Source organism: Blastococcus sp. CCUG 61487, assembly GCF_005222955.1.
Classification (GTDB): domain Bacteria; phylum Actinomycetota; class Actinomycetes; order Mycobacteriales; family Geodermatophilaceae; genus Blastococcus.
Genome location: NZ_LWUA01000103.1, coordinates 1 through 3,308, shown reverse-complemented (window position 1 = coordinate 3,308; position 3,308 = coordinate 1). Strand labels below are relative to the sequence as shown.

Here is a 3,308-nt window from a genome sequence, read left to right as displayed (position 1 = left end):
GCGAGCAGCTCGCGCAGCAGCCGCGCCTCGTCCTCGTTCACGGTCCCGACGAACCGGGCCAGGACCGCCTGCCGGTCAGCGGCCTGGCCGAGTACCTCGTGCATGAGCTCGGCGGCGTGCTCCTCGCGGCTGGCGCGCGGCGAGAAGCGGCGCGGCCGGGCGTCGTCGTGGACCACGAAGCCCTTCTGCTCCAGCCGGGTCAGCACGGTGTGCACCGTGGTCAGGGCGACGCCGCGGTCGGCCAGGCCGTCGCGCAGCGCCGGCGCCGCGAGCGGCCCGTCGGCCGACCAGAGCAGGTCCATGACCGCGCGCTCCAGCTCGCCGAGCGATGCCATCTGCCCTCCTGTCCTGCGGATCACACCCGCTTCTTCTACGTTTCGTAGAACTTTGTCTTCTACGTGGCGTAGAAAGAACGCGTCGATCGTACGACGGCGGCGCCGTCGCTGTGAAGGAGTGGCCGGTGGACGTGCTGGAGATCGCGCGCTGGCAGTTCGGGATCACGACCGTCTACCACTTCCTGATGGTCCCGCTGACCATCGGGCTCGGGGTGCTGGTCGCCGTCATGCACACCATGTGGGTGCGCACGGACAACCCCGAGTGGCTGCGGATGACCCGCTTCTGGGGCCGCATCTACCTGATCAACTTCGTTCTCGGCGTGGCCACCGGCCTGGTCCAGGAGTTCCAGTTCGGCCTCGCCTGGAGTGAGTACTCGCGCTTCGTCGGCGACGTGTTCGGCTCGCTGCTCGCGCTGGAGGCGCTGCTCGCCTTCTTCCTCGAGTCCACGTTCCTGGGCCTGTGGATCTTCGGCTGGGGCCGGATCCCGAAGAAGCTGCACCTGGCCGCGCTCTGGGCCGCGGTCATCGGCTCGATCGTCAGCGCGTACTTCATCATCGCCGCCAACTCGTGGATGCAGCACCCGGTCGGGGTCGAGGTGAACGACGAGACCGGCCGCCCCGTGCAGGTCGACTTCCTCGCCGTCCTGACCAACAACACCGCGCTGGCCGCCTTCAGCCACGCGATCGTCGCCGCGCTCATGGTCGCCGGCGCGCTGCTCGTGGGCATCGGGCTCTGGCACCTGCGCAAGCGCAAGCTGGCCGGGCAGCCGGTGACCGACGTCGACCACGGCGTCTGGCGCCAGTCGGTCCGCCTGGGCGGCTACGTCTCCCTCGCCGCCTTCGTGCTCACCGCGCTCACCGGCGACTGGCAGGGCAAGCTCATGTACCAGCAGCAGCCGCTGAAGATGAGCTCCGCCGAGGCGCTCTGCGAGACCGAGGCGCCGGCGTCGTTCTCGATCTTCGCCGTCGGCAAGTTCGGCTCGAACGAGTGCGACGACGTCCACTCGATCACGATCCCGTACATCCTCAGCTACCTCGCCCACGGCGACTTCTCCACCGCCGTCCCCGGGGTGAACGAGCTGCAGGCGGAGTACGCCGCGGTCTACGGCGAGACCTACCCCGACGAGCCGGCGTTCGGCGACCTGGCCGGGACGCCGATCGACTACGCGCCGCTGCTCGCGGTCACCTACTGGAACTTCCGGCTGATGATCGGCATGGGCGCGCTCTCGGCCGGGGTCGCCGCCTACGCGCTGTGGGCCACCCGCCGCGGCCGGGTGCCGACGTCGCGGATCGGCGTGTACGGGGCGCTGCTGGCGGTGGCCGCGCCGTTCATCGCCAACGCCTCGGGCTGGATCTTCACCGAGATGGGCCGCCAGCCGTTCGTCGTCTACCCGAACCCCGACGTGCCGGTCGAGGACCAGGTGTACTTCTTCACCGCCCAGGCCGTCTCCCCCGGCATCAGCGCCGGCGAGGTCTGGACCTCGCTGATCGCGCTGACCCTCGTCTACGGCGCGCTGGCGGTGGTCGAGCTGTGGCTGATCGGCCGGTTCGTGCGGGCCGGGGTCACCACCGGGGACGCCCACCCCACCCCGGGCTTCAGCCCGCCACCGGACGGCGGCGCACCCGACGGCGGTGCACCCGACGGCGGCGCACCCGACGGCGGCCGCCGTGCCGACGACGACGTCCTCCAGTTCGCCTACTGAGGTCAGGAGCTGATCGTGGACCTGCAGATCCTCTGGTTCGGCGCCGTCGCGGTGCTCTGGACCGGCTTCCTGCTGCTCGAGGGCTTCGACTTCGGCGTCGCCGCGCTGCTGCCCGTGCTCGGCCGCAAGCCCGCCGACCGGCACCTCATGCTGCGCAGCATCGGCCCGCTGTGGGACGGCAACGAGGTCTGGCTGATCACCGCCGTCGGCGCGGTGTTCGCCGCCTTCCCCGGCTGGTACGCGACCTGGCTGCCGGCGATGTACCTGCCGTTCGTGCTCGTGCTGTTCGGCCTGATCATCCGGGCGGTCGCCTTCGAGTGGCGGCACTCGCACCACACCGAGGCGTGGGACGCGACGTGGACGCGGATCATCACCGCGGGCTCGGTGATCGCCGCCCTCGGCATCGGCGCCGCGCTGGGCGCCACGACCCTGGGCCTGCCGATCGACGCCGCCGGCAACCGGGTGGGCGGCCCCTTCGCCGGCTACTCCTGGCCGGCGTTGCTGGGCGCGCTCGCCGTCCTCGGCTTCTCGCTGGTGCACGGCGCGCTGTTCCTCGCGCTCAAGGTCGACGGCGAGGTGCGGGTGCGGGCGCGGGCGTTCGCGCTGCGCTGGGCGCCGGTCGCGGCGCTCCCGCTGCTGGCGTGGGCGGGCATCACGCACCTGCGGTACGGCACGCCGGTCACCGCGGTGCTGTGGCTGGTCGCGGCACTGGCCGTCGTCGTGGCGTGGACCCGGATGAAGCTGGACCGCGAGGGTTCGGCGTTCGCCGCCTGGGCGCTGATGCTCGTCGCGTCGGCGGCCACGATCTTCGGGGCGGCCTACCCCGTCGTCCTCCCCTCGACGATCGACGCCGCCTTCGACGTCACGGTCGCCGCCTCGTCGGTCAGCGACTACACGCTCACGGTCATGACCTGGGCTGCGGGGATCGGGCTGCCCGTCGTCCTGGGCTACCAGGCGTGGACCTACTGGGTGTTCCGCCAGCGGCTGACCGCCGACCCGGTGCAGCCCGAGCCGGTCCCGGCGTGAGGGCCAAAAACACGCTTATGGCCCCTCCGGGCCGCGGACCGCTGGGGGCGCTGGCCGGGGTGCCCGGCCTGACCGGCGCCCTGGTGCGGGCCGCGCTGGCGGCGCTGGCCCAGAGCGCCGGGCTGGTGCTGCTGGCGGCAGGGCTGGCGCACGCGGTCGCCCGCGGGGCCGGCCTGGCCGACGGCGATCTGACCGGTCCCCTGGTCCTGGCCGCCGCGGGCGCGGTGCTGCGGGCCGCCGCGGG

At 72.4% G+C, this 3,308-nt stretch carries 4 protein-coding genes; 3 read left to right on the top strand and 1 reads right to left on the bottom strand.

Annotation, left to right across the window (positions count from 1 at the left end; all coding sequences use genetic code 11):
* Positions 1–335 (bottom strand): BlaI/MecI/CopY family transcriptional regulator (locus A6V29_RS07090; protein ID WP_137159660.1); only part of this gene is annotated, 335 nt, incomplete at its 3' end.
* 125 nt (positions 336–460) lie between these two features.
* On the opposite strand from A6V29_RS07090, the gene A6V29_RS07085 reads away from it, so the two are divergent.
* From A6V29_RS07085 to A6V29_RS07075, 3 genes are all read left to right on the top strand, one after another.
* Positions 461–2,038 (top strand): cytochrome ubiquinol oxidase subunit I, encoded by a 1,578-nt coding sequence (locus A6V29_RS07085; protein ID WP_137159658.1) that lies wholly within the window; start codon positions 461–463, stop codon positions 2,036–2,038.
* Positions 2,039–2,053: 15 nt separating this feature from the next.
* Positions 2,054–3,064: a cytochrome d ubiquinol oxidase subunit II gene (gene cydB / locus A6V29_RS07080; protein ID WP_137159657.1), complete on the top strand. Its 1,011-nt coding sequence runs from the start codon at positions 2,054–2,056 to the stop codon at positions 3,062–3,064.
* 17 nt (positions 3,065–3,081) lie between these two features.
* Positions 3,082–3,308, top strand: a 227-nt coding sequence (locus A6V29_RS07075) for a hypothetical protein (RefSeq protein ID WP_212719098.1), incomplete at its 3' end; no start/stop codon positions are given.